The sequence below is a fragment of the Streptomyces sp. Rer75 genome, from assembly GCF_013414305.1.
Lineage (GTDB): Bacteria > Actinomycetota > Actinomycetes > Streptomycetales > Streptomycetaceae > Streptomyces > Streptomyces himastatinicus.
This window is the reverse complement of the sequence record NZ_CP058693.1, coordinates 7,523,602-7,548,484: the sequence shown is the minus strand read 5'-3', so window position 1 is coordinate 7,548,484 and position 24,883 is coordinate 7,523,602. Positions and strand designations below refer to the sequence as shown.

Genomic DNA, 24,883 nt, shown 5'->3' with positions numbered 1-24,883 from the left:
GCAGGGGACTTCCGTCCAACCCCGGACGCACCCCGCGTGCCCCGGGCAACGGCCCGCGGGTGAGCCGCTTCCGGCTGAACGGAGGGTCCGCCGTGGCCGCCCCCACCCCGCACAGCGCACCGGACGGCCCCGAGGCCGCCCCGGTCCCTCCCGAACTGGCCAAACTGCTGCGCGACCAGCTGACGGCCGTCGCCGACGAGGTGGAGGAGGAGGTGCGCCGACAGGTCCCGGAGTACGCGCGGCCGGGCGACGGGACGTACCGCGCGCACCTCAGGTCGGGGGTCGTCCAGGCGCTGACCCTGTTCGTCGACCACATCGCCGAACCGCGCGGCCAGGGCGCCTCGATCACCACGACGTACTACGAACTCGGGCGCGGCGAGGCGCTGGAGGGCCGCAGCCTGGACGCGCTCCAGTCCGCGCTGCGGGTCGGCGGCCTGCACGCGTGGCGGCTGATGGGCCGTACGGCGGAGGAACTGGGCCTGGACTCCGCGGTCGTGGCCGCCCTGGGCGAGCTGGCGTTCCGTACCGTGCACGAGGTCGCGGAGGCGGCCGCGGCCGGGTACGCGGAGGCCCGGCTGCGCAGCACCGACGAGCTGGAGCGGCGCCGCCGCCGTCTGCTCGAACTGCTGCTGGGCGAGGGGCCGGTGGCCCCGGAGGCGGTGCAGGACCTGGCGCACTCCGCCCGGTGGCCGGTGCCGGGGCACGTCGCGGTCGTCGCGCTAGCGGCCACGCCGGATCAGCGGGAGGAGGAGTGGCCGCTGACGGCGGCGGGGGCGCTGGTGGACATGGAGTCCCGGCCGCCCCGGATGCTGGTGCCCGTGGCCGAGGGCACCTCCCGCGGTTCTGGAGGTACGGGCGGCTCCGGCGGCTTCGGCGGTTCGGGCGGCTTCGGTTCCGGTTCCGGCTCCGGCGGCTTCGGCGGTTCGGGCGGCTTCGGTTCCGGTTCCGGCTCCGGCGGCTTCGGCTCCGGCTCCGGCGGCTTCGGCGGGCGGGCGCTCACCCTCGCGCTGCGCGGGCGGCCCGCCGCGATCGGCCCCACCGTCCCGCTCGTCGAGGCCGCCCGGTCGCTGCACTGGGCCACCCGGGCGCTGGGGCTGATGGGCCGCGGGATCCTGCCCCGGCAGGGCGTGGTGCGCTGCGCCGACCACCTGTCGACGCTGCTGCTGCACAGCGACGAACCGATGCTGGCCCAGCTCCGGGCGCGGGCCCTCGCGCCCTTCGCCACCGTCTCGGAGGGCCAGCGCGGACGGCTCGCCGAAACGCTGCTGGCGTGGCTGCTCAGCGGCAGCAACGTGCCCGATGTCGCCGCCCGCCTCCACATCCACCCGCAGACGGTCCGCTATCGCCTGCGGCAGTTGGAGAAGCTGTTCGGCGACGCGCTGCACGACCCCGGCAGCCGTCTGGATCTGATCCTCGCCCTGCGCGCCGAAGCGCTCCGCAACGAATTCCCCTCGCTCACCCCCGGACTCACGTCCGCACAAAAAGGCGAGGATTATTTGAATTCCCGGCCATAACACTGGGTCAGTTCACGTGAATACCTTCGGGACGTCCTTGTTCGCAGGCGCTCCACGCGCCCCACCCTCAAAGGATCCCCCATGCGTATTCGCTTGGGCCTCGCCGCGCTCTCGCTGCTCGGCGGGGCCGGACTGGTCACCCTCTCGGCGCCCCCGGCAACGGCCGCCGCCTGCACCGACATCGACGTCGTCGCGGCCCGCGGCACCTTCGAACCGGGCAACCTCGGCTTCATCGTCGGCGACCCCGTGTATTCCGCGCTCCAGAAGAAAATCACCGGCAAAACCCTCTCCAGCTACAAGGTGAACTACCCCGCCAACCTTTCCCTCACCTCGGCCGCGCAGGGCAACGCGGACGTGGTGAACCACGTCAAGAGCCAGGCGGCCGCGTGCCCGAACCAGCGTTTCGTGCTGGTCGGGTATTCGCAGGGCGCGAACGTCGTCGACAACTCGATCGGCATCAGCAGCGCGGGCGCGGTGGTCGGCAGCCCCATCGTCGCCACGATCCCCGCCGCGCTCGAACCGAAGGTCGCCGCCGTGCTGCTGTTCGGCAACCCGATCCGGGCCATCGGCAAGAGCGTCACCGGCACCTACCAGAGCCGCACCATCGACTTCTGCGCCAAGGGCGACCCCATCTGTCAGAGCGGTGGTCTCGACGTGGGAGCGCACCTCGGCTACACCGCGAACGCGGACGCGGCGGCCACCTTCGCCGCGGGCAAGGTCTGATCCCCGTACGCGCACGAGAAGGGCCCGGGAATCCTCCCGGGCCCTTCTCCCGTGACGGGACGGGCTACCGCGGGTCCCGGGCGAACTCCGCGAGGTTCGTGGAGACGGGTTCGGGGCGGCCGTTGTTCTGCGCGGGCGCCGCGGTCAGCACATCGAGGTGCTGGTAGCCGTCGGCGACCACGGGGTGGAGGTCGGAGGGGATACGGCCCGCGAGCAGGCCGTCGCCCGCGAGCACGGTCAGCGTCGGATGGGCGGTGAGCCCCTTCGGGTGGACGACGAGCCGCTTCACCTGCGGCGAGGTGGCCAGTTGGAGGTCGGTGACCAGCTTGGTCGGGAAGTAATGCTCTGTCACCTTCTCGGCCGTGAACGGCCGAGCTTGTGTGGCTCGGTGGTTCACGCCTTGTCGCGCTCCCGACTGCCCCCTACGACGGGACGGTCACGGGTCGCATCTCGCTTCAGGCCAGGGTGGGCTCTGGAGCGACGGGCATGGTGACGAATACCCACGCCGAGCGTGCGCGATCGCGCACGTTGACCCCGGCGACGAGGTCGGCGGGGCCAGCGAGCCCGCACCGACGACAACGGAAATGGTCCCGGTCGGGCCGGTTGGCCCGACCGGTGTGCCCACAGCGCGGACAGCGCTGCGAGGTGTAGGCCGGATCCACTTCGAGGAACGGCACCCCGGCCCGGCGGGCCTTGTAAGCGAGGTGCTGTCCCAACTGGTGAAAGGGCCAAGCGGAGAGCGTGCCGCGCTGGTCGCGGCGTAGCCGTACCCGGTCCCGGACCCCGCCGAGTTCCTCGACAGCCATCCCGCGACCGGTGCGTTGCGCGACCGACACGATCTCCTTGCTGATCACATGATTCATGTAGGTGGCATGACGGCGCTGCCTCTTGGCTCGGCGGGCCAGCCGACGGGTGGCCGAGCGGGTCTTCCTGGCCTGGAGTTCGGCGCGTTTGCGGGCCTGCCAACGCCGGTAACGGGACAGGCGCCGTCCCTGGTAGTTGGTGTTGTCGCTGGTAGTGGCGAGATTGACGATGCCGCGGTCCACTCCGATCCAGTCGACCGGCTCGAACACCTCGGGGTCGGGGATCTCACAGGTCGCAGCCAGGAACCACTTCCCATCCCGGAAGATCAGGTCACTTTCGCCCTTGCGGTACGCGCCCAGGGTCTTGAGCTGGTCGGGCGAGGCAGCGAAGCCGATGTTCCTCAGACGGCCGTGGACGGTCCAGATCGAGACGGTGCGGGTGTCCATCTGCCAGGACAGGCAGCGGTCGGCGAAGGGCTGGGCCGCCTGCGGCCGGAAGGCGATCGGGGAGCCGGTGGCCTTGCGGTACCTCTTCGAGCCCGCCGGGCCGAGATGGCCCGCCTTCAGGTTCGCGCGCAGGGTGGCGTAAGCGTCCACGACTTTCTTCACCACCCGCACCACGGGCTGCGCGGACAGTGCGTACCGAGCCTTCAGATCTGTGTAGACGGCCCTTTGCAGGTCGTTGCGGCTCGTCACACCCGTCTCGTACGCAACCTTCGAAGCCTGGTCGGCGGCCCGGTTGCAGGCACGCAAGGTTGCCTCAAGTGCCGCCGCCTGCACGGGCGTCGGCAGCAGCTTCACCTGCACCACCAGCTTCACAACCCAGACGATAGTGCGAACATGCGACATACATGCCAGCCTCCCGGCCCCTTCATCACGATCGGCGACCAGCAGTACGTATGTACGCATTGCCCGCTCGCCGGGCCCTGGGACGGACGCTCCGCGCACACAGAACCTTCTGCCGCCCGACCGGGGTCACCGGGCTGGCGGCGTGAAGCACGCTAATCACGAGCCGGACACCAACGCGGGCGCCGCAGGCGTCCCTTCTGGTCCGCAGACCGGTGGAGCCGTGACGTGCCTCAACCGTTCCTCTGCGGGCCTCGTTTGTGCTTCGATGCCGTGCGCACGGTACGAACGGGTGAGCGACGGGAGTCTGCGTATGGATCGGCGAGGGTTCCTCAAGGGCGCGGCCGCACTGTCCACCGCCGGGGTGGTCTCGGCGTTAGGCGGGGTCGCCACCGCGGCGCCGGCCCGGGCGCCGGCCGCGCAGGACTGGCTTTCCGGCATCGCCGACGCCACGCCCGTGCAGCGGCTGACCCTCCCCGGAACACACGACTCCGGGGCCCGCTACGGCGGGCCGTGGACCGAGTGCCAGAACACCACCATCGCCGACCAGCTCACCAGCGGCATCCGCTTCCTGGACATCCGCTGCCGCGCGTTCGACAACGCCTTCCCGATCCACCACGGCGCCTTCTACCAGCACCTCAACTTCGACGATGTGCTCGGCGCGTGCCGTGCCTTCCTCTCCGCGCATCCCTCCGAGACCGTGCTGATGCGCGTCAAGCAGGAGTACTCGGAGGCGAGCGCCGCCGAGTTCCGCCGGATCTTCGACCTCTACCTCGACGACAAGGGCTGGCGGTCCCTCTTCCGCCTCGACGCCACCCTCCCGACCCTGGGTCAGGCCCGCGGCCGGGTCGTGCTGCTCGCCGACTCCGGCAACATGCCGGGCGTCCGCTACGCGGATCCGCAGCTGTTCGACATCCAGGACGACTACATGGCGGAGCCTTATCGTAAGTACCCCAAGATCGAGGCGCAGTTCCGCAAGGCGGTGGCCCAGCCCGGCAAGCTGTACATGAACTACGTCAGCACCGCCGCGCTCCTCCCGCCCCGGTCCACCGCGGACCGGCTCAACCCGCAGGTCAAGACGCTGTTGGAGAGCGCGGGCAGCCAGGGTTGGACGGGGCTCGGCATCGTTCCGATGGACTTCCCGAACACCACCTCGGGCCTGGTCGACGCCCTGGTGCGGCACAACCCGGCGGGATGACGCCGGGTGGGCGGCGGCCCGTGGTCGACGGGCCGCCGCCGCACCGTCGGGGGTGCGTCAGGGGGTGACCGAGGGGCGGGCGAAGCGTACGAGTTCCAGGGCCTGGTCGGGGAACCACTGGCCCGCCTCGGGGTTCACCGTCCCGCGCACCGGGTCCGAGGGGCCGGAGGTGCCGCGGAGGCAGCGGCCGTCGGACTGGCCGGGCGTCTTCACCCAGAGGGCGGCGTCGTGCAGCGGGTCGCCCGTGGCGGTGGTGGGGCGGGCGCCGAGGCCGCGGTGGGGCGGGTTGCACCAGGACTGGGGGTCCGCGTTCCGGCTGTACCGCGGCGTCCAGGGGCCGCGGCCGTTGCGGCTGGTGTCGGTGACGAAGTGCTTCATCTCCGACGGGTCGTGCGGCTCATGCGCGCGCAGCCAGGCCCTCAGGTGCCGTCGCGACCAGCTCTGGTCGGGGCAGGCGTCCGGGTCGCCGCCGTCGGCGACGTAGGCCAGGCACACCGAGACGAGCCGTCCGTACAGGGCGGTGGCCTGGTCCGTCTGGTAGTGCGAGACGTTGAGGGCGAAGCCGGTGGCCCCGTCGATACCGGCCTTGACGAGACGGGGCACGATGCTGCTGACGGCGTGCCAGTCCGCGTGGCCCGCGTCGAGGTACACCTTGGCGTTGGTGAGGGCCATGAGGGTGTCGACCGCGTACGTGATCTCGGTGAAGCGGGCGTCGGTGAGCGCGTCGCCGCCGGTCTGCGTCTCCGCCGCCACCTTGGGCTCGGGCTCGGCGGCCGCCGGTTCGCCGACCTCCGGCTCCCTGTCGAGGTCGGCGGGGTCGTCGGGGAGGAACGGGGAGGGGCTGGGGGTCGGGACGGCCGGTTCGGCGGCCGGGGTCTCGGGGGCGACGGACGCGCCGGGGGTGGGGGTGGGGACGGTGCCGGGCTGCGGTTCCGGGCTGGGGGCCGTGGTGGGTTCGGTGAGCGCGGGGGCGGTCGTGGGTTCGGTGAGCGCCGGGGCCGTCGTGGGCTCGGTGAGCGCGGGCGCCGTGGTGGGCTCGGTCGTGCCCTCCGCCGGGCCCGCCGCCGCGCCCGCGGCCGCGTCCGCATCGGCCGGGGCGGACGGGGTGACCGCCGGGGTCGGGGTCGTGGCCTCGGCGGGAGTGTCCTCGCTCGCCTGCTCACCGCAGTCCGAGGGCAGCAGCGCCAGCGAGTCGGGTTCGAGGACGATCATCACCTCGCGGTCGCCGATGCCCTGGGCCACGGCGTCGATCCACGCCTTGTACTCGTCGGTGGTCCGCGCTCCCCCGGCGGAATAGCTGCCGCAGTCACGGCCGGGGACGTTGTAGAGGGCGAGCACCGGAAGCCTGCCCTGCCGCGCCGCATCGCTCGTGGTCCTCCGGACCAGGCGGGCGACCCGGGCCGGGGACTCGTCCCCGTACCAGACCGCCTGCGGGGTGCGCACCATGGCGAGGAGCCCGGAGGCCGTGCGGTAGTCGCCCCGCCAGGCGAGCCGCGTCACCTGACGGTATGACGCGCGGTCGGCCGGGGGGACGTAGAGGGGGCTTCCGTGCGAGGGCGCGGCGGCGCGCTCCTGTACGGCGGCCTGAACGGCTGAACCGCTCAGTAGGGGCAGGGAAGTTGCGGCCAGAACGGCCATCGACACGGCGAGGGTTTTCCGTCTCGTTCGCACGGGCGTACTCCAAGGGGCGGGTCGCGTAGGGTCGCATGGGTCGGTTTCTGAGGCTCACTCAGAAACCGGGACCCGGCAACGCGAGCGTCCGCCGAGTGGCGCAACCGGATTCCCGCCCAGGGGTGGCGTTCCGTCAGATGACCGTATCGACGTACTCCCGGCCCGGGGGCCGGGAGCGCGTCACGTACCCGTCGGCGTCACGTACCCGTCAGATGCTCCGGCCGCACCGGCACCCGTCCCAGCCGCAGGCCCGTCGCGGCGCGGATGGCCGCGACGACCGCGGGGGTGGAGGAGAGGGTCGGGGCCTCGCCGACGCCCCGCAGTCCGTAGGGGGCGTGGTGGTCCGCCAGTTCCAGGATGTCGACCGGCATGGTCGGGGTGTCGAGGATGGTGGGGATCAGATAGTCGGTGAAGGACGGGTTGCGGACGCGGGCGCCGTCCGAGACGAGGATCTCCTCCATCACGGCGAGGCCGAGGCCCTGCGTGGAGCCGCCCTGGATCTGGCCGATGACGGAGAGGGGATTGAGCGCCTTGCCGACGTCCTGTGCGGCCGCCAGTTCGATGACCTTGACCAGTCCGAGTTCGGTGTCGACCTCGACGACGGCGCGATGGGCGCAGAAGGAGTACTGGACGTGGCCGAAGCCCTGACCGGTCGTGAGGTCGAAGGGCTCGGTGGGCCGGTGCCGGAATTCCTTCTCGATGTCGATCGCGTCGTCACCGAGGAGGTCCGCGAGGTCGGCGACGACCTCACCGGTGTCCGTGACCACCTTGCCGTCCCGCAGCAGCAGGCCCGCGGCACCGCTCGGCAGGCCGCAGCGGCGGAAGACCTCCTCCCGTACCGCCTCGCAGGTGTGCTTGATGGCGCCGCCGGTCATGTACGTCTGGCGGGAGGCGGAGGTGGAGCCCGCGGAGCCGACCCGGGTGTCGGCGGGGTGGATGGTGACCCGGCTGACGCCGAGTTCGGTACGGGCGATCTGGGCGTGGACGGTGACGCCGCCCTGGCCGACCTCGGCCATCGCGGTGTGGACCAGGGCGACGGGCTCGCCGCCGATGACCTCCAGACGCACCCGGGCCGTGGAGTAGTCGTCGAAGCCTTCCGAGAAACCGACGTTCTTGATGCCGACCGCATAGCCGACGCCCCGCACCACACCCTCGCCGTGGGTGGTGTTGGACAGGCCGCCGGGCAGGGCGCGGACGTCGACGTCCCCGTCCGCCGTCTCCCAGGCGCGCTCCGGCGGGAGGGGCAGCTCCCGGACCCGGCGCAGGATCTCGGCGACCGGGGCCGGGGAGTCCACGATCTGGCCGGTGGGCATGACGGCGCCCTGCGCCATGGCGTTGCGCTGCCGGAACTCGACGGGGTGCAGGCCGAGTTCCCGGGCCACGGCGTCCATCTGGGCCTCGTACGCGAAGCACGCCTGGACGGCGCCGAAGCCGCGCATCGCACCGCAGGGCGGGTTGTTGGAGTAGAGGGCGAGCGCCTCGACGTCCACGTGGTCGACGACGTAGGGGCCGATCGCCAGGGAGGCGGCGTTGCCGACGACCGCCGGGGAGGAGGAGGCGTACGCTCCGCCGTCCAGCACGATGCGGCACTGGACGTAGAGCAGTCGGCCGTCCCGGGTGGCGCCGTGCTCGTAGGTGAGCTTGGCCGGGTGCCGGTGGACATGGCCGAAAAACGACTCGTACCGGTTGTAAACGATCTTCACGGGCTTGCCGGTGCGGAGCGCCAGCAGGCTGGCGTGCGCCTGCATGGACAGGTCCTCGCGCGCCCCGAACGCCCCGCCCACGCCGGAGAGCGTCAGCCGCACCTTGTCGGCGGGCAGGCCCAGCACCGGGGCCAGCTGGTCGCGGTCCACGTGCAGCCACTGGGTGGCGATGTAGAGGTCGATGCCGCCGTCCTCGGCGGGCACCGCGAGCCCGGATTCGGGGCCCAGGAACGCCTGGTCCTGCATGCCGACCTCGTAGTCCCGGCGTACGACGACATCGGCGCGGGCCTTGGCGGCGGCGACGTCACCGCGCCGCACGGGCTGGCGGTGGACGACGTTGGGGTGCGGGGCGTGGGCGGCGTGGTGGTCGGTGCGGCCGGGGTGGAGCAGCGGCGCGCCGGGCGCGGTGGCGGTGGCCTCGTCGACCACGAGCGGCAGCTCGGCGTACTCGACCTTGATCCGGGCGGCGGCGCGGCGGGCGGTCTCGGGGTGGTCGGCGGCGACGATCGCGACGGCCTCGCCGTGGTAGCGGACCCGGTCCTTGGCGAGGACGGGCTGATCGTGGATCTCCAGGCCGTAGTGGGTGGCGGCCGGGAGGTCGTCGTGCGTCATGACGGCGTGGACGCCGGGCAGGGTCAGCGCGCCGCTGATGTCGATGGACCGGATCTCGGCGTGGGCGTGGGGGCTGCGCAGGGTGAAGCCCCACAGCATGTCCTCGTGCCACAGGTCGGAGGAGTAGGCGAACTCGCCGGTCACCTTGAGCGTGCCGTCGGGGCGGAGGGTGGATTCGCCGATGTGGCCCTTGCTCCGGCTCTCGGTCAGATGGGCCTGGGTGATCCTGGCGGGGGCGCGGTCGGGTCCCATGGTCAGCTCGCCTCCCCCGGCGCCGAGGTGCGGGCGGCGGCGAGGCGCACCGCGTCGAGGATCTTCTCGTAGCCGGTGCAGCGGCACAGGTTGCCGGAGAGCGCCTCGCGGATGTCGGCGTCGGAGGGGTCGGGATGCCGTTCCAGCAGCTCGTCGGCGGCGACCAGCAGTCCCGGGGTGCAGAAGCCGCACTGCACGGCGCCCGCGTCGATGAACGCCTGCTGGACGGGGGCCAGCGCGCTTCCCCCGGCGCCCGCCTCGCCCGCGGTACGTCGCTGCTCCGCGTACTCCGGAAGCCCCTCGACGGTCACCACCTCGCGGCCCTCGGCCTGCCCCGCGGCCACCAGGCACGCGCACACCGGCACCCCGTCGAGCCGGACCGTGCACGATCCGCATTCGCCCTGTTCACAGGCGTTCTTCGAGCCCGGAAGGCCCAGTCGTTCGCGCAGCACGTACAGCAGGGACTCGCCCTCCCAGACGTCGTCGGCCTGCTGCGGCCGCCCGTTGACGGTCATGTTCACGCGCATGCCGCGGCCCTCCCTTCGCCTTCGCGGTACGCCTGCCAGGTCCAGCCGAGCGTGCGGCGCGCCATGACCGTCACCGCGTGGCGGCGGTAGGCGGCGCTGCCGCGTACGTCGTCGATGGGGTCGCACGCGCCCGCGCACAGCTGGGCGAACTCCCGGGCGACCGCGGGCGGAATCGTTTCGCCGCTGTCCCAGAAGGCGCCCTCCGTGAGCGCCGCGTTCAGGAAGTCCTCCGCCGCCCGGGCCCGGACCGGCGTGGGCGCGGCCGAGCCGATGCCGGTCCGTACGGTGCGGGTGCGCGGATGCAGGGCGAGGGCGAACGCGCACACCGCGATGACCATGGCGTTGCGGGTGCCGACCTTGGAGAACTGCTGCGGCCCGTCGGCCTGCTCGATGTGGACGGCCCTGATCAGCTCGTCGGGCGCCAGCGCGTTGCGCTTCACCCCGGTGTAGAACTCCTCGACCGGGATCATCCGGGTGCCGCGCACCGAGGCCACCTCCACCTCGGCCCCGGCCGCCAGCAGCGCCGGATGCGCGTCCCCGGCGGGCGAGGCGGCGCCGAGGTTGCCGCCGACGGTGCCGCGGTTGCGGATCTGGGGCGAGCCGACGGTGCGCGAGGCGAGCGCGAGGGCGGGCAGCTCGGGGTGTAGCCGCTCGATGATCCGGCTGTACGGAACGCCGGCGCCCAGCCGGACCGTCCGCCCGCTGCTCTCCCACTCACCCAGTTCGCCGATACGGGTCAGATCCAGCAGCCGTTCGGGCCGCCGGTGATCAAAGTTGATCTCGACCATCACATCGGTGCCGCCCGCGATGGGTACGGCGTCGGGGTGCTCGGCCTTCGCGGCGAGCGCCTCCCGCCAGTCGGCGGGGCGCAGGAAGTCCATGGGCCTCTCTTCTCACCAGTCCTGAAGGAACTCGTGCACGCGGCTCCCAGTCCAGTAGACCCGGCCGCGGGCCCCCGGGGCAGTCACCGAAGACATGAAGCAATTGGCTGGCCAGCGGGCCGGTCTTGTAGATTCGAACGAACGACGGGGAATGGAAACCTCGCGGTATTCGACCGGTGACAAAAGACGAGTGACAAGACGAGATCGGCTGGCACCACCATGCGGCTGCGCGCACTGCTGGAAACCGATGCCCTGGGCCTGCGCCTGCTCGGCGGCGAGGACGAGCTGGACCGCACCGTACGCGGCGTGATGACCACCGATCTGCGCGATCCGAGCCGCTATCTGTCGGGCGGCGAACTGGTGCTGACGGGGCTGGCGTGGCGGCGGCAGCCGGACGACTCCGAGCGGTTCGTACGCATCCTGGCGGCCGCCGGGGTGGCCGGGCTCGCGGCGGGCGAGGCCGAGCTGGGCCCCGTGCCCGAGGACCTGGTGCTGGCCTGCGCACGGCACCGGCTGCCGCTGTTCTCCGTGGTCGAGGACGTGGCGTTCGCGTCGATCACCGAGCATGTCGTACGCCAGGTCTCCGGCGAGCGGGCCGGGGACCTGGCCGCCGTCGTGGACCGGCACCGGCGGCTGATGACCCCGGGGGCCGCGGGCGGCGGCCCCGAAGTGGTGCTCGACCTGCTCGGCTCGGACCTCGACCTGCCCGCCTGGGTGCTCTCCCCCACCGGCCGCCCGATCGCGGGGCCGACCGGTCCCGGGGCCGCGGAGCTGCCGCAGCCGGTCCGCACCCGGCTCGCCGGTGAGCATCTGGCCGCCCAGCGCGCCGGGCGCCGCGGCCCGCACCGGCTGACCGCCGCCAACGGGGTGACGTACTCCCTCTTCCCCATCCGCGGCGGTACGAGCGGCGGCGACACCGGCGACACGCCCGCGCCCCCGCTCGCCGACTGGCTGCTGGCGGTCGCCGCGGACGCGGGCGACTGGCCGGACGAGCGACTGGACCTGCTGCACGGGGTCACCCAGCTGATCGCCGTCGAGCGCGACCGGCGGGACGCGGCCGGTACGGTGCGGCGGCAGCTCGCCCAGGAGGTGCTGGAGCTGGTCCAGGCGGGCGCGCCGTCCGCCGAGGTCGCTGCCCGGCTGCGGGTGGCGGCGCCGGTACTGCTGCCGGGGCTCGGCAGCGGCGACGCGCCGCACTGGCAGGTCGTCGTGGCGCGGATGGAAGGGACACCGGACGGCGCGGAGCCGGACGGCGGCGTGGTCGCCCAGGCGCTGCTGGAAGAAATCCTGGTGGACCCGCGGTCGGCCGGGGCCGGGCCCTCGGACCGGATCGCCGTGGCGCACACCGGGGACGAGGCGGTGGCCCTCCTCCCGCTGCCCGCGCCCGCCGATGCCGACACCGACGCCACGTCCGCGGAGGCGGACGCGGCGGACCACGAGGCGGGGCTGCACGCGGACGCCCTGCTCGCGGCCGTCGGCGAACCGCTCGCCCGCGGGCTGGGCGACGACGCCCGGCTCACGCTGGGCGTCAGCGCCCCCGTGCACTCCGCCGAGGCGCTGCGCGGCGCGCTGGAGGAGGCCCGGCACGCCCGCCGGGTGGCCGCCGCGCGGCCGGGCCGGGTCAGCGCGGCCGGACACCAGGAGCTGGCCTCGCACGTGCTGCTGCTCCCCTTCGTCCCGGACGACGTACGCCGCGCCTTCACCGCCCGGCTGCTGGACCCGCTGCGCGCGTACGACCGCCGCCACCGGGCCGAGCTGATCCCGACCCTGGAAGCGTTCCTGGAGTGCGACGGCTCCTGGACGCGGTGCGCGACACGGCTGCATCTGCACGTCAACACGCTGCGCTACCGGGTGGGCCGGATAGAGCAGCTGACCGGGCGCGACCTGGCCCGGCTGGAGGACAAGCTGGACTTCTTCCTCGCCCTGCGCATGAGCTGACGGGCGGAGCGCCCCCGCGCGCCCCCTGAACACCCCGAGCACCCCGCGCACCCCGGGAACCCTGGAAACCACCACTCTCGCCGGTGGTTTGTGAATTCATTCACACCAACCTCTTGGCCGGGCCCGCGCTTCCGTGTTGAGATTCGGCAACGGCTTCCGGCTCGATGGCGCGCTTGGGGAGGGCAATGTGGCGGACACCGCCATGTCACCACCTGGATCATCGAACTTCGATCCCGACGCAGGGACCGGGCGAGCGGATGACCCGCTCGACACGGCGGTGTGGCGGCTGCGCTCGCGCGCGTGCTGGAAGGACGCCGCCGAGCTGCTCGCCCCGCGCGCCGCGGACGACGCGGCCGCGGCCCTCAAGCGCGGCGCCATCCTGATCGAGCGGTGCATGTACACCTCCCGGGGCTGGGACGCGGCCGAGGACGCGCTGCGGGCGGCGGAGGCCCTGGCCCTCACCGACGACGAGCGCGGCGCCACCGCGTGCGAGCGCGGCTACCTCGCGTACGCCTCCACCCTGCTCGGCAACCGCGACCGCGCCGACGAGGCGCGCACCGCCCTCGGCCGGGCCGCCGCGCTGCTCGGGCCCGGCTCGCCCACCCGCCCGCTGCTGGACTTCCGCCGCGGGCTGATCTCCCAGCACCTCGCCCACAACCCCACCGGCGCCCAGGCCGCGTTCCAGCGCGCCCACGCGGGCGCCGCCGCGCACGGCGACACGCTGCTGCGCTCGTTCACCTGGCGCCATCTGGCCGGGATGGCCGAGGAGGAGGGCAACCTCGCCGAGGCCCACCGCGGCTTCGCCGAATCGCTGCGGATCCGCGAGGAGCTGGGCTACCTGGTCGGCATCGCCCCCGCCCTGGCGTCCCTGGCGGACGTCGAGGAGGAGCCGGAGGCGCACCGGCTGCGGACCGAGGCGGGGCGGCTGGTGCGGCTGCTGGGCGGGGTCCCGGTCTGGCTGGCCGAGCAGTTAGCACACCACCCGGACGGTGCCGGCCCGCCCTGACGGCGCCCCGCGGTGCCGCCGGGGGCTTCGCCGCCAGGCGCGGGCCGGTGGCCGGGCTGTGCCCCTGGGGGTTTCGCTCCGGGGTGCGGGCCGGTGGCCGGTTGTGCCCACCCGTTCCGCCCTGCGGAACGATTGCCCACAACCCGGTCACGTCCCCGCCCCTCCGGCGCTTGAGGAGACCACCCAGCCCCTCCGGCGTTTGAGGAGCGGGGTCCAGGGGCGGAGCCCCGGCGGGGGTGCAGGGGGCGGAGCCCCCGCAGCGGGGCCCGGGGCGGACGTGGCCCACTACCCAGCCCCTCCGGCGTTTGAGGAGCGGGGTGCAGGGGGCGGAGCCCCCGCCCGGGGGCCGGGGCGGAGCCCCGGGTTCGGGGCGGGGCGGGTAGGGGAAAGCTCAGGCGCCGGACGTGAAGTGTTCGCGGACCAGCGATTCCACCACATCCAGATCGCGGGCGGCGAGCGCATCGAGCAACGCCATGTGCTCGGCCGCATCGGCGACCAGATCGGCGGTGCGCACGGCACGACCGCAGGCCAGCGGCCACTGCGCCCGCCGGTGCAGCTCGTCGGCGACGACGACCAGCTGGTGGTTCCCGGCCAGGCTCAGCACCGCCTGGTGGAACGTACGGTCCGACTCCAGGTAGGCGGCCCGGTCGCCCTTCGCGGCGGCCGCCGCCGTCGCCTCCGCGAACGGCCGCAACAGCGCCCAGCGCTCGGGCGCGACCGCCCGGGCCAGGCTGAGCATCACCGGGACCTCCAGCAGGGCGCGGACCTCGGCCAGCTCGGCGAGCTCGCGTGCACTGCGCCGGGCCACCCGGAAGCCGCGGTTCGGTACGACCTCGACGGCGCCCTCGCCCGCGAGCTGCTGCATGGCTTCGCGCACGGGCGTGGGCGAGACGCCGAAGCGGTCGGCGAGGGCCGGGGCGGAGTACACCTCGCCCGGGGTCAGCTCACCCCCGACCAGCGCGTCCCGCAGGGCGTCCAGGATCTGGCCGCGCACCGAGTGGCGGCGCGGTGACCTGCGCGCCCCGGGCACGCCGGAGTGGTCCCGCGGCTCGGTCGCCGCCTCGGCTTTGGCCTGCTCCACTCGGGTCCTCCTGACATTCCATCGAAACGATATGCGGATGCCGCCCGAGGACAAAGCCCACACGCACCGGTTGCCGCGAGCGGACGCGGCCGACCTCGTACGACGTTCCGGATTCGCACGCTCGCCGCAAGCTCGTCGCACAGTCGTCGCGAGGTCTTCGTACGACCCCGGCACGGCCCCGGCATGACCCTGACCACACTCCGACCACACCCCCACGTCGCATTCCGGCCGGACCGGACACGGGGAGCGATGCCTTTCGGCCACGGATACGGGGCTCCCGAAGCGCCCATGAGGGGACAGGGGCGGGAAAAGATCACCAAGGGATTCGGGTGGCCGACGGTAAGCGGTTGGATCGGATTTACCCGCGCTCGGGTTCCGTGAATAGAATCAAGCCGCTTGCAACGAGCGAGCGTTCGAACCGTATCGCACCTATCCGCGTGTCCCCCCGCCCACTTGGCGGCCTCTTGTCCAGAAACTGCTTGAGGCCCGGCAGGATTCCGCCAGGATGTCGCGCGAGTAGGGCCGTACTGCGGCCAGAACTTCACGGAAGCGAGGCAAGGGGCACCGGATGAGACTGACCGACATATCGCTGGGCTGGGCCCTGCCAGTCGTCATAGCGCTCGTCGGAGTCGTGGGGGCGGGAGTTGTCCTCGCGCGCGGCCGTAACGGGAAGAAGGAGGAGAACGGGATCACCGACTCCTGGGAGCGCAGCGAGGAGCGCAGGCGGCGCAAGGAGGCCATCTACGGGATGGCCTCGTACGTCCTGCTGTTCTGCTGTGCCGCGGTCGCGGCCGCGCTCTCCTTCCACGGTCTCGTGGGCTTCGGGCAGCAGAACTTGAACCTCTCGGGCGGCTGGGAGTACCTGGTGCCGTTCGGGCTGGACGGCGCGGCGATGTTCTGCTCGGTGCTGGCGGTGCGCGAGGCCAGCCACGGTGACGCGGCGCTCGGCTCGCGGCTGCTGGTGTGGCTGTTCGCGGGCGCGGCCGCCTGGTTCAACTGGGTGCACGCGCCGCGCGGCATGGGCCACGACGGTGCGCCGCAGTTCTTCGCGGGCATGTCGCTGTCGGCCGCGGTCCTGTTCGACCGGGCGCTCAAGCAGACCCGCCGGGCGGCGCTGCGCGAACAGGGCCTGGTGCCCCGCCCGTTGCCGCAGATCCGTATCGTCCGCTGGCTGCGGGCGCCCCGCGAGACCTTCGGCGCATGGTCGCTGATGCTGCTGGAGAACGTACGGACGCTGGACGAGGCGGTCGAGGAGGTCCGCGAGGACCGGCGGGAGAAGGAGCAGAACCGCACCCGCCGCCGGGACCAGGAGAAGCTGGACAAGGCCAGGATCCGGGCGCTCAACCGGCAGCACCGGGCGTGGGGCCGGGGCGGCGGCCGCCAGGTGGACATCACCCCCGCGGCACAGCCGCCGCAGCTCACCGCGGAGTCTGCCCTGGAGGACAACGCGCTGGGAAAAGCCGAAGCGGCCGAGCTGTCAGCGCCCTCAGCTCGGCCCGCCTTGCAGTCCGCGGACGCGGCTGAGTCCACCCACCGCGACGACCGCGACGACGACGGTCGCCGGGACTGGAGCCGCGACCTGGATTTCAGCTTCGGCTTCGGTGACACCGATGCCACCGAAGCCGACCGGGACAAGGCCAAGGACAAGGCCAAGGACGCGGGCGACAAGGACGACAAGGACTCGGACAGGGCGCGGACCGTCGACCTCACCGCCGAGGACGACACCCTGACCATTCCGCGGCTGGACTCCCTGGAGGAGAAGCTCGCGGAGATCGAGCGGCAGTTCGGCTGAGGCCGGACCCCGAAGACCGAGGGGCGGTCGGCGGCGGTCAGCCGCCGTCCGCGTCCAGCTCGAACCAGACCGCTTTGCCCACGCCGTGGGCCCGTACGCCCCACGCGTCCGCGAGCGTGTGCACCAGCAGCAGGCCCCTCCCGGAGGTGCTGTCCTCCGGGGGGTGGCCGCGCAGTCTCGGGTGACGGGACACGAAGTCCCGCACCTCGACCCGTAATCGGCCCGCCACCGGCCCGGCGATCCCACCGCCGAAGGTGGCCGTGACCAGCGCACCCCGGTCGGTGTGCACCAGTGCGTTCGTCACCAGCTCGCTCGTCAGCAGCTCGGCGAGATCGGCCCGGCCGGGCTCGCCCCAGTGCCGCAGCATCTCGCGCAGCGCGGCGCGGACGTCCGCCACCGCCGCATAGTCGTCATGCCTCAGTCGCTTGCTGAAGCCCCGGCCCCGCTCCCCTTCGATGGCCACCGCCCCGGAGTCCGGCCGGTTGGTCACCCGGCCCCGCCGTACAGGCTGACGCTTCATCCTCCCCCGCCCCTGGCCGCCCTCGGCGCGGCCAGCGTCGAATGCCGTCGAACATGCTCACGGAATGCATTCCCGCCTGTTGCCGCGCCACACACCGGGGGAAAGCATCAGAGGTGATCCGCTGAGCGCCGAGCCCCGAGGAGCCGTGATGCACGACGACCGACTGTTGGTGGAGGGGCGCCTGGAGCGGGCGCTGCACCAGTTCATCCGGCCCGCCCAGTACCCGGCGCGCGTGCCGCTGGCCCTCTACGCCTGGCGCGCCCCCGGTGAGCCGGTCCCGGTCGCCGACGCGCTCGCCGCGGCGTACGAGCCGTTCGAGGCCGGTACGGAGTGGGGCGAGCCGTGGTCGACCTGGTGGTTCCGGCTGGAGGGCGCGGTGCCCGCGGAGTGGGCGGGGCGTCGGGTCGAGGTGGTCATCGACCCCGGCTTCACCGACGACGGTCCGGGCTTCCAGGCCGAGGGGCTGGTGTACGACGCGCACGGCGTACCGCTGAAGGGCATCCACCCCCGTAACCGCCACATCCCCCTCGCCTCCCCGGCCGACGGCGGCGAGCCCGTGCGGCTGCTGCTGGAGGCGGCCGCCAATCCGTCCGTGCTGCGCGACGGCTTCACGCCCACCCCGCTCGGCGACGTCCTGACCGCCGGGGACCGGCCGCTCTACCGCTTCGCCTCCGCCGATGTGGCCGTCCTCGACGAGGACGTGTGGCATCTGGTGCTGGACATCGAGGTGCTGTCCGAGCTGATGGGCGAGCTGCCCGCGGACCGGCCGCGCCGCCACGAGATCCTGCGCGCCCTGGAGAACGCGCTCGACGCGCTCGACCTGCACGACGTGCCCGCCACCGCGGCCGCCGCGCGCGCCGAGCTGACCGGGGTGCTCAAGCGGCCCGCGCACGCCAGCGCGCACCGCGTCTCGGCGGCCGGGCACGCGCACATCGACTCGGCGTGGCTGTGGCCGCTGCGCGAGACGGTGCGCAAGGCGTCCCGTACGTTCGCCAATGTCACCGCGCTCGCGGGCGACTATCCGGAGCTGGTGTTCGCGTGCTCGCAGGCGCAGCAGTACGCCTGGGTCAAGGAGCACCAGCCGCACATCTGGGAGCGCATCAAGAAGGCGGTCGCGGACGGCAGTTGGGCGCCGGTCGGCTCGATGTGGGTCGAGTCGGACGCCAACATGCCCGGCGGCGAGGCCCTGGCCCGGCAGATCGTGCACGGCAAGCGGTTCTTCGTGGAGGAGCTGGGGGTGGACACCGAGGAGATCTGGCTGCCGGACTCCTTCGGCTACACCGCGGCCTTCCCGCAGCTGGCCAAGCTGGCGGGGGTGAAGTGGTTCCTGACCCAGAAGCTGTCCTGGAACCAGTCCAACAAGATGCCGCACCACACCTTCTGGTGGGAGGGCATCGACGGCACCCGCGTGTTCACCCACTTCCCGCCGGTGGACACCTACAACGCCCAGTTCAGTGCGGCCGAACTCGCCCACGCGGAGAAGAACTTCGCCGACAAGGGCCTCGCCACCCGCTCCCTCGTCCCCTTCGGCTGGGGCGACGGCGGGGGCGGCCCCACGCGGGAGATGCTGGAGAAGGCGCGCCGGCTGGGCTCCCTGGAGGGCTCGCCGCGGGTCGAGATCCACAAGCCGTCGGTGTTCTTCGCGGAGGCGGAGCGGGAGTACGGGGCCAAGGCGCCGGTGTGGTCGGGCGAGCTGTACCTGGAGCTGCACCGGGCCACGTACACCACCCAGGCGGCCACCAAGCAGGGCAACCGGCGCAGCGAACACCTGCTGCGGGAGGCCGAGTTGTGGGCCACGGCCGCCGCGCTCCACGTGCCCGGGTACGCCTATCCGTACGACGACCTGGACCGGATCTGGAAGACGGTGCTGCTGCACCAGTTCCATGACATCCTGCCCGGCTCCTCGATCGCCTGGGTGCACCGCGAGGCGCGCGAGACGTACGCGCGGGTGCGCGCCGAGCTGGAGGGCATCGTCGCGGACGCGGTGGGCGCCCTGGGCACCGCGGGTCCCGGCGGGCCCGGCGCCCCGGCGGTCCTCAACGCCTCGCCGTACGAGCGCGAGGAGGTCGCCGTCCTGGACGCGGAGACCGCGGCGGCCCTGCCCACCGACGTCCCCGTGCAGCCGCTCGGCGACGGGCGCGCGGCGGCCGGGGTACGGGTGGGCGCGCTGGGCACGGCGGCCCTCGCCGGTACGACGTGGACCGCGCTGCCGGTGACCTCGCTGAGCGACGGCCACGCCATCGTCCTCGACAACGATCTGCTGCGCGTCACCATCGACGGGGACGGGCTGCTCACCTCCGTCCTCGACCTGACGGCGGGCCGCGAGGTGCTGGCCCCGGGCGCGCGCGGCAACCTCCTCCAGCTGCACCCCGACCACCCCAACCACTGGGACGCCTGGGACATCGACCGCCACTACCGGCGCACCCACACCGACCTCACGGCCGCCGAGTCCGTCGAGCTGACCGAGTCCGGTCCGCTGCGCGCGACCGTCCGCGTCGTGCGGACCTTCGGCGCCTCGCGGATCGTCGAGGAACTGACCCTGGCCGCGGGCAGCGGCCGCCTCGACATCGCGACCGAGGTGGACTGGCAGGAGTCGGAGAAGGTGCTCAAGGCGGCGTTCCCGCTGGACGTCCACGCGCGGGAGTCCACGGCGGAGATCCAGTTCGGGCACGTGGACCGCCCCACGCACACCAACACCAGCTGGGACGCGGCCCGTTTCGAGATCTGCGCCCACCGCTGGCTGCGGGTCGCCGAACCGGGGTACGGGGCCGCGCTGCTCAACGACTCGACGTACGGCCACGACGTGACCCGTACGACGCACGAGCCGGCCGACGGCTCGACCGACGACGGCGACGTGCTCGGCACCACCGTGCGGCTGACGCTGCTGCGCGCCCCGCACAGCCCCGACCCCGAGACGGACCTCGGCACCCACCGCTTCCGCTACGCGCTGCTGCCGGGCGCGAGCGTCGGCGACGCGGTCGAGGGCGGCCTCGCCCTCAACCTGCCGCTGCGCACCCTGCCCAGCGGCCCGACCGGGCCCGCCCCGCTGCTCTCCGTGGACAACCCGGCGATCACGGTGGAGTCGGTGAAGCTCGCCGAGGACCGCAGCGGGGATGTGGTGGTGCGGCTGTACGAGTCGCACGGCGGCCGCGCGGCGGGCACGCTCGTCGCCGGTTTCCCGGTGCTCTCGGCGGACGTCACCGATCTGCTGGAGCGTCCGCTGCACCCGGCCGCCACCGGCCCGGCCGGGCTGAGCCTGGCCCTGCGGCCGCATCAGATCCTCACCCTGCGGCTGCGGCCGGTGCCCGCGTAGAGGTGTCGACCGCCCGGTGCCGCCCCCGCGCGGCGCCGGGCGGTCCGCTCATCTCCCGCTCACCTACTACGCCCCTTGCGGCGGATCTTGATGTGGCGCATGTCCGTCACCCCGACCCGCAGGACCCGGTGCGGATAGCCGTGCGCCACCAGCGCCGCCATGGCCCGCTCGGTCGCCTCCGCCTCGCCGTCGTCGTCGGCTTCCGCGGGCACCTGGCAGCGGAAGGTGAACGCCGAGAGCCCACGGTCGTAGGTGAAGGTGCCCTCCTCGGTGAAGGCGGTCCGGAAGGCGTCGACCTCCGCGAGCAGCGCGGCCCGGTCCTCCTCGCCCAACTCCTCGAACACACCACGGATCGTCACCCGGAACACGTCTGCTCCCCCTTCCCTCGTACGGCATAGGTGGCGAGCGGCTCGCCCAGCACCCCCTGGAACGCGTCCAGCAGACCGATCACGGCCGCGGCGATCGCCTCGGGCTCCTCCCCCGCCTCGGTCCGCCTGCCGATCTCGGCGAAGACCAGCGAGTGGAACGCCCCGAGCTGGGTGGCCACCACGCGCGGCAGCGGATCGTCCGGTCCGGCGCCGGTCTCCTCGGCCAGCACGGCGGTCAGCGCGTCGGTCATCTCCCGGCCGAGGTCCTCCAGCCGGGCGATGAGCGTGGGCGCGGCCCGCATCATCGCGAAGACCCGTCCGAAGCCCTCGGTCAGCCCCAGCGAGCGGTCCCGCCGCTCCACCTCGTCCCGCAGCCGCGCCAGCACCGCAGCGGCCGCCGACTCGCCGGGGCCGCGGTCCCGCACGATGTCGGCGAGCCGCTGCGGGGACGCCTGGTCCGGCGGCAGCACCAGGTCCTCCTTCGCCTCGAAGTAGTTGTAGAGGGTGTTGACCGATACCTCCGCCGCGGCCGCGACCTCGGCGATCGTGACGTGGTCGAAGCCCCGCTCCACGAACAGATCGAGCGCGACCCGGTAGATGCGCTGCCGCGTCTCCCGCTTCTTGCGCTCTCGTAGCCCTTCTGCCATGCATGAAGTCTAACCGTACTGCAAAAACGAAATGCATTGCAGTTTTGCAATGCACTGTGTTTTTATCGGCGCCATGTCCACACCACCCACTCGCACCCCGGTCATCGAGACCCGGGGCCTCGCCCGGACTTATCCGCTCCCGACGGGCCCGGTGCACGCCGTCCGCGGCATCGACCTGACTGTCGACCGCGGCGAGATCCTCGGCTTCCTCGGCCCCAACGGGGCGGGCAAGACCACGACCCTGCGCATGCTCACCACCCTCCTGCCGCCCAGCGGCGGCGAGGCCACGGTCGCCGGGCACGATCTGCGGCGCGACCCCGCGGGGGTGCGCCGCCGGATCGGGTACGTGGCCCAGTCCGGCGGCCTGGACCCCGCCTGCGCCGTACGCGAGGAACTGGTCACCCAGGGGCGGCTGCACCGGCTGCCCAGGGCCGAGGCGCGCGAGCGCGCCGGGGAACTCGCCCGGGACCTCGGCCTCACCCCCCTGCTGGACCGCCCCACCGGCGCGCTCTCCGGCGGTCAGCGCCGCCGGGTGGAGATCGCGCTCGGCCTGATCAACCGGCCCGAGGTGGTCTTCCTCGACGAACCGACCACCGGGCTCGACCCCGGCAGCCGCGCCGAACTGTGGGACCTGGTCCGGCGGATCCGCGCCGAACACGGCACCACGGTCTTCCTGACCACGCACTACCTGGACGAGGCCGACGCGCTCGCCGACCGGATCGTGGTCGTGGACGCCGGGGTGATCGTCGCCGAGGGCACCCCCGCCGACCTCAAGGCCCGCCACGCGGGCGATCCCACCGCGAGCCTCCAGGACGCCTTCCTGGCCATCACCGGCCGGTCCGCGGCGGCAGACGAACCCCTCGCCATCTGACCCTTTTAACACCTTTGAGGCACTTCCATGACCCTGCTCGCCGACACCGGCGTCGTCTTCGGCCGCTACCTGCGGGCCACCCTCCGCTCGAAGACCAATCTCTTCTTCGGCATGCTCCAACCGCTGCTCTTCCTGGCCCTCTTCGGACCGCTGCTGACCGAGCTCAGCCTGGGCGTGAGCGGTTCGTCCTGGCAGGCCCTGGTCCCCGGCGTCCTCATCCAGCTCGCCCTGCTCGGCGGCTCGTACGTGGGGCTCGGCCTGCTGATGGACCGCAACCTCGGCATCATCGACCGCATGCGGGTCACCCCGGTGAACCCCCTGGCCTTGTTGCTGGGCCGGGTCCTGCGCGATGTCGTCCAGCTGGTCGTCCAGTCGGTGCTGCTCGTGCTCCTCGGCCTGGCCTTCGGCCTCCGCGCGCCCCTCGCCGGAATCCTGATCGGCCTGCTGTTCGTGGCCGTGCTCTCGGCGGCGCTGTCCGCCCTCTCGTACGGGCTGGCCATGAACGTCAGGACACCACCGGAGTTCGCCGCCATCGCCAACACCGCGTGCATGCCGCTGATGCTGCTGTCCGGGCTGCTGCTGCCGATGTCCCTCGCCCCGGGCTGGCTGGACGGCGCCTCCCACGCCGTGCCGTTCCGCTACACCGTGGACGCCGTGCGCCAGACCTTCCTGGGCCACTACGCCAACGGCACCGTCGCCCTCGGCGCCGCCATCACCCTGGGCCTGACCGCCCTCTGCCTGTTCGCCGGCGCCCGCCTGTTCCGCCAAGCGAAAGGCTGAGGAGCCTTTTCGTCTGGTGGGGGCGGTTCCGCCGGCTGATCAGGGGCGGGGCACGTTGCGGAGGTTGGAGCGGGCCATCTGGACCATCCTGCCGACGCCGCCGTCCAGCACCATCTTGCTGGCCGACAGCGCGAACCCGGTCACCATCTCGGCCCTGATCTTCGGCGGGATGGACAGCGCGTTGGGGTCGGTGACGATGTCGACCAGGGCGGGGCCCTTGTGGTGCAGGGCGGTGCGCAGCGCGGACCGCAGGTGCTTGGGCTTCTCGACGCGTTCGGCGTACGCCCCGGCGGCGCGGGCGAGTTGGGCGAAGTTGGGGTTGTGGTTGCCGGTGCCGTACGCGGGCAGGCCCGAGACCAGCATCTCCAGCTCGACCATGCCCAGGGAGGAGTTGTTGAAGAGGATGACCTTCACCGGCAGGTCGTACTGGACGAGGGTGAGGAAGTCGCCCATCAGCATCGTGAACCCGCCGTCGCCGGACATCGAGACGACCTGGCGGCGGCGGTCGAGGAACTGGGCGCCGATGGCCTGCGGCAGCGCGTTGGCCATCGAGCCGTGGGTGAACGAACCGATCACCCGGCGACGGCCGTTGGGGGTCAGATAGCGGGCCGCCCAGACGTTGCACATCCCGGTGTCGACGGTGAAGACCGCATCGTCGGCGGCCTCCTCGTCCAGGACCGAGGCCACGTACTCCGGGTGGATCGGAATGTGCTTCTCCACCTTGCGGGTGTACGCCTTGACCACGCCCTCCAGCGCCTCCGCGTGCTTCTTCAGCATCCGGTCCAGGAACCGGCGGTCCGTCTTGGGGCGCACCTTCGGCGTCAGGCAGCGCAGCGTCTCGCGGACGTCGCCCCATACGGCCAGGTCGAGCTTGGAGCGGCGGCCCAGGTGCTCGGGGCGGACGTCGACCTGGACGGTGCGGACGTCGTCGGGGAGGAAGGCGTTGTACGGGAAGTCGGTGCCCAGCAGGATCAGCAGATCGCACTCGTTGGTGGCCTCGTACGCCGCGCCGTAGCCGAGCAGGCCGCTCATTCCGACGTCGTACGGGTTGTCGTACTGGATGTGTTCCTTGCCGCGCAGGGCGTGCCCCACCGGGGCCTTCACTCGTACTGGATGTGTTCCTTGCCGCGCAGGGCGTGCCCCACCGGGGCCTTCACCCGCTCGGCGAAGGCCATCACCTCCTCATGGGCCCCGGCGGTGCCGCGGCCGCAGAAGAGCGTCACCCGGTCCGCCTCGTCGACCATGCGCGCGAGCGCGTCGATCTCCGCGTCGCCGGGGCGCACGGTGGGGCGTGAGGTCACCAGCGCATGCTCCTCGGCGCGCTCGGGCGCCGGGCGGGCCGCGATGTCGCCGGGGAGCGAGACGACGCTGACGCCGCGGCGGCCGACCGCGTGCTGGATCGCGGTCTGGAGGACGCGCGGCATCTGCTGGGGGTTGGAGATCAGCTCGCTGTAGTGGCTGCACTCGCGGAACAGCTGGTCGGGGTGGGTCTCCTGGAAGTAGCCGGTGCCGATCTCGCTGCTGGGGATGTGCGAGGCGAGGGCGAGGACCGGGGCCATGGAGCGGTGGGCGTCGTACAGCCCGTTGATCAGGTGCAGATTGCCGGGGCCGCAGGAGCCCGCGCAGCCCGCGAGCTTGCCGGTGAGCTGGGCCTCGGCGCCCGCGGCGAACGCGGCGGTCTCCTCGTGCCGCACCTGGATCCAGTCGATGGCGGAGTTGCGGCGGATCGCGTCCACGACGGGGTTGAGGCTGTCGCCGACCACCCCGTACAGCCGCCGCACCCCGGCGCGGGCCAGGATGTCCACGAATTGCTCGGCCACGGTCTGCTTGCCCATCG

General features: G+C 72.8%; 18 protein-coding genes and 2 pseudogenes. 9 read left to right on the top strand and 11 right to left on the bottom strand.

Going from position 1 to position 24,883, the window contains the following annotated elements; translation table 11 throughout:
• Positions 1 to 92: 92 nt before the first annotated feature.
• Together HYQ63_RS45040 and HYQ63_RS32465 are read left to right on the top strand one after the other, a co-directional pair.
• On the top strand, positions 93 to 1,514 hold the full coding sequence (locus HYQ63_RS45040; RefSeq protein WP_257232286.1) for a CdaR family transcriptional regulator: 1,422 nt from the start codon (positions 93 to 95) through the stop codon (positions 1,512 to 1,514).
• 81 nt (positions 1,515 to 1,595) lie between these two features.
• Complete coding sequence (locus tag HYQ63_RS32465; RefSeq protein ID WP_179937353.1) at positions 1,596 to 2,237, top strand: cutinase family protein; 642 nt, start codon at positions 1,596 to 1,598, stop codon at positions 2,235 to 2,237.
• Between the two features lie 64 nt (positions 2,238 to 2,301).
• On the opposite strand, the pseudogene HYQ63_RS32460 reads toward HYQ63_RS32465, so the two are convergent.
• Together HYQ63_RS32460 and HYQ63_RS32455 are read right to left on the bottom strand one after the other, a co-directional pair.
• A pseudogene (locus HYQ63_RS32460) lies at positions 2,302 to 2,586 on the bottom strand (hypothetical protein); the annotation flags it as partial.
• A gap of 106 nt (positions 2,587 to 2,692) precedes the next feature.
• Positions 2,693 to 3,859: a transposase gene (locus HYQ63_RS32455; RefSeq protein ID WP_257232285.1), complete on the bottom strand. Its 1,167-nt coding sequence runs from the start codon at positions 3,857 to 3,859 to the stop codon at positions 2,693 to 2,695.
• 340 nt (positions 3,860 to 4,199) lie between these two features.
• Here HYQ63_RS32455 and HYQ63_RS32450 point away from each other — a divergent pair, with 340 nt between their 5' ends.
• A complete protein-coding gene (locus HYQ63_RS32450) occupies positions 4,200 to 5,084 on the top strand; it encodes a phosphatidylinositol-specific phospholipase C (RefSeq protein WP_179937351.1) in 885 nt (294 codons plus the stop codon).
• A 57-nt stretch (positions 5,085 to 5,141) separates the two neighbouring features.
• Here the strand turns inward: HYQ63_RS32450 and HYQ63_RS32445 are convergent, their stop codons facing one another.
• The 4 genes from HYQ63_RS32445 to HYQ63_RS32430 form a co-directional block, all read right to left on the bottom strand.
• Positions 5,142 to 6,755 (bottom strand): glycoside hydrolase family 6 protein, encoded by a 1,614-nt coding sequence (locus HYQ63_RS32445; RefSeq protein WP_257232284.1) that lies wholly within the window; start codon positions 6,753 to 6,755, stop codon positions 5,142 to 5,144.
• 197 nt (positions 6,756 to 6,952) lie between these two features.
• On the bottom strand, positions 6,953 to 9,322 hold the full coding sequence (gene pucD, locus HYQ63_RS32440) for a xanthine dehydrogenase subunit D (RefSeq protein WP_179937350.1): 2,370 nt from the start codon (positions 9,320 to 9,322) through the stop codon (positions 6,953 to 6,955).
• Positions 9,323 to 9,324: 2 nt separating this feature from the next.
• The gene (locus HYQ63_RS32435) at positions 9,325 to 9,849 is read right to left on the bottom strand and encodes a (2Fe-2S)-binding protein (RefSeq protein WP_179937349.1); all 525 of its coding nucleotides are present in this window, start codon (positions 9,847 to 9,849) and stop codon (positions 9,325 to 9,327) included.
• Entirely contained in the window at positions 9,840 to 10,730 is an 891-nt protein-coding gene (locus HYQ63_RS32430; protein ID WP_179937348.1) for a xanthine dehydrogenase family protein subunit M, read from the bottom strand. The genes HYQ63_RS32435 and HYQ63_RS32430 overlap by 10 nt, the downstream gene beginning before the upstream one ends.
• A 219-nt stretch (positions 10,731 to 10,949) precedes the next feature.
• Between HYQ63_RS32430 and HYQ63_RS32425 the strand changes: the two genes are divergently transcribed.
• Both HYQ63_RS32425 and HYQ63_RS32420 read left to right on the top strand, forming a co-directional pair.
• A complete protein-coding gene (locus tag HYQ63_RS32425; protein ID WP_179937347.1) occupies positions 10,950 to 12,668 on the top strand; it encodes a PucR family transcriptional regulator ligand-binding domain-containing protein in 1,719 nt (572 codons plus the stop codon).
• 202 nt (positions 12,669 to 12,870) lie between these two features.
• Entirely contained in the window at positions 12,871 to 13,674 is an 804-nt protein-coding gene (locus tag HYQ63_RS32420) for a hypothetical protein (RefSeq protein ID WP_179937346.1), read from the top strand.
• Between the two features lie 391 nt (positions 13,675 to 14,065).
• Here the strand turns inward: HYQ63_RS32420 and HYQ63_RS32415 are convergent, their stop codons facing one another.
• On the bottom strand, positions 14,066 to 14,755 hold the full coding sequence (locus HYQ63_RS32415) for a GntR family transcriptional regulator (protein ID WP_179937345.1): 690 nt from the start codon (positions 14,753 to 14,755) through the stop codon (positions 14,066 to 14,068).
• Between the two features lie 568 nt (positions 14,756 to 15,323).
• Between HYQ63_RS32415 and HYQ63_RS32410 the strand changes: the two genes are divergently transcribed.
• The gene (locus HYQ63_RS32410) at positions 15,324 to 16,547 is read left to right on the top strand and encodes a DUF2637 domain-containing protein (protein WP_179937344.1); all 1,224 of its coding nucleotides are present in this window, start codon (positions 15,324 to 15,326) and stop codon (positions 16,545 to 16,547) included.
• 37 nt (positions 16,548 to 16,584) lie between these two features.
• On the opposite strand, the gene HYQ63_RS32405 is transcribed toward HYQ63_RS32410, so the two are convergent.
• Positions 16,585 to 17,067, bottom strand: coding sequence for an ATP-binding protein (locus HYQ63_RS32405; protein ID WP_257232283.1), 483 nt, complete (start codon positions 17,065 to 17,067; stop codon positions 16,585 to 16,587).
• 148 nt (positions 17,068 to 17,215) lie between these two features.
• On the opposite strand from HYQ63_RS32405, the gene HYQ63_RS32400 reads away from it, so the two are divergent.
• Positions 17,216 to 20,380, top strand: coding sequence for a glycoside hydrolase family 38 C-terminal domain-containing protein (locus HYQ63_RS32400; protein ID WP_179937343.1), 3,165 nt, complete (start codon positions 17,216 to 17,218; stop codon positions 20,378 to 20,380).
• A 59-nt stretch (positions 20,381 to 20,439) separates the two neighbouring features.
• Here the strand turns inward: HYQ63_RS32400 and HYQ63_RS32395 are convergent, their stop codons facing one another.
• Together HYQ63_RS32395 and HYQ63_RS32390 are read right to left on the bottom strand one after the other, a co-directional pair.
• Positions 20,440 to 20,748, bottom strand: a complete 309-nt coding sequence (locus tag HYQ63_RS32395) for a DUF6204 family protein (protein WP_179937342.1) — start codon at positions 20,746 to 20,748, stop codon at positions 20,440 to 20,442.
• Entirely contained in the window at positions 20,736 to 21,395 is a 660-nt protein-coding gene (locus HYQ63_RS32390; protein WP_179937341.1) for a TetR/AcrR family transcriptional regulator, read from the bottom strand. The genes HYQ63_RS32395 and HYQ63_RS32390 overlap by 13 nt, the downstream gene beginning before the upstream one ends.
• A 73-nt stretch (positions 21,396 to 21,468) precedes the next feature.
• On the opposite strand from HYQ63_RS32390, the gene HYQ63_RS32385 reads away from it, so the two are divergent.
• A complete protein-coding gene (locus tag HYQ63_RS32385; protein WP_179937340.1) occupies positions 21,469 to 22,266 on the top strand; it encodes an ABC transporter ATP-binding protein in 798 nt (265 codons plus the stop codon).
• A 27-nt stretch (positions 22,267 to 22,293) separates the two neighbouring features.
• Positions 22,294 to 23,046, top strand: a complete 753-nt coding sequence (locus HYQ63_RS32380; RefSeq protein WP_179937339.1) for an ABC transporter permease — start codon at positions 22,294 to 22,296, stop codon at positions 23,044 to 23,046.
• A 39-nt stretch (positions 23,047 to 23,085) separates the two neighbouring features.
• Here the strand turns inward: HYQ63_RS32380 and HYQ63_RS32375 are convergent.
• Positions 23,086 to 24,881 (bottom strand): annotated as a pseudogene (locus HYQ63_RS32375) (pyruvate oxidase).
• Between the last annotated feature and the right edge of the window lie 2 nt (positions 24,882 to 24,883).

Coding starts and splice junctions, on each gene's coding strand:
- HYQ63_RS32465 (WP_179937353.1), top strand. CDS start 1,596: ATGCGTATTCGCTTGGGCCTCGCCGCGCTCTCGCTGCTCGGCGGGGCC.
- HYQ63_RS32450 (WP_179937351.1), top strand. CDS start 4,200: ATGGATCGGCGAGGGTTCCTCAAGGGCGCGGCCGCACTGTCCACCGCC.
- pucD (WP_179937350.1), bottom strand. CDS start 9,322: ATGGGACCCGACCGCGCCCCCGCCAGGATCACCCAGGCCCATCTGACC.
- HYQ63_RS32435 (WP_179937349.1), bottom strand. CDS start 9,849: ATGCGCGTGAACATGACCGTCAACGGGCGGCCGCAGCAGGCCGACGAC.
- HYQ63_RS32430 (WP_179937348.1), bottom strand. CDS start 10,730: ATGGACTTCCTGCGCCCCGCCGACTGGCGGGAGGCGCTCGCCGCGAAG.
- HYQ63_RS32425 (WP_179937347.1), top strand. CDS start 10,950: ATGCGGCTGCGCGCACTGCTGGAAACCGATGCCCTGGGCCTGCGCCTG.
- HYQ63_RS32420 (WP_179937346.1), top strand. CDS start 12,871: ATGTCACCACCTGGATCATCGAACTTCGATCCCGACGCAGGGACCGGG.
- HYQ63_RS32410 (WP_179937344.1), top strand. CDS start 15,324: ATGAGACTGACCGACATATCGCTGGGCTGGGCCCTGCCAGTCGTCATA.
- HYQ63_RS32405 (WP_257232283.1), bottom strand. CDS start 17,067: ATGAAGCGTCAGCCTGTACGGCGGGGCCGGGTGACCAACCGGCCGGAC.
- HYQ63_RS32400 (WP_179937343.1), top strand. CDS start 17,216: ATGCACGACGACCGACTGTTGGTGGAGGGGCGCCTGGAGCGGGCGCTG.
- HYQ63_RS32390 (WP_179937341.1), bottom strand. CDS start 21,395: ATGGCAGAAGGGCTACGAGAGCGCAAGAAGCGGGAGACGCGGCAGCGC.
- HYQ63_RS32385 (WP_179937340.1), top strand. CDS start 21,469: ATGTCCACACCACCCACTCGCACCCCGGTCATCGAGACCCGGGGCCTC.
- HYQ63_RS32380 (WP_179937339.1), top strand. CDS start 22,294: ATGACCCTGCTCGCCGACACCGGCGTCGTCTTCGGCCGCTACCTGCGG.